Genomic DNA, 264 nt, shown 5'->3' with positions numbered 1-264 from the left:
CTACCTTTCTGATGTAGAAGACTAAGAATTTTTCTCTCTGTATAAATCTCAGAAAAACGAGCCTTTAAAATAATATCTCCTTTACGACACCTCTCAAGTAGAGGTGTGTAGTGTTCGTTGCTGTCTGGGTTAAAATCATCGAGAAAATCATTTGGGCGACTTAGTTTCAGAAAAAGACGAACAAAAGCATCGTAAGAAGATGACTCTAAGTCGTAAGAAACTGAAGATATAAAATCAGTCTGTTGACTAAAAATAAATTTATAC

At 34.1% G+C, this 264-nt stretch carries 1 protein-coding gene; it reads right to left on the bottom strand.

Annotated features, from left to right (window positions below; all coding sequences use genetic code 11):
- Window positions 1-264, bottom strand: a 264-nt coding sequence (locus SB749_RS19780) for a hypothetical protein (RefSeq protein WP_410711808.1), incomplete at both ends; no start/stop codon positions are given.

Source organism: Brevibacterium sp. SIMBA_078, from assembly GCF_046534565.1.
GTDB lineage: Bacteria > Actinomycetota > Actinomycetes > Actinomycetales > Brevibacteriaceae > Brevibacterium.
The sequence above is the reverse complement of the archived record's forward strand: the minus strand, read 5'-3'. Positions and strand labels throughout refer to the sequence as shown.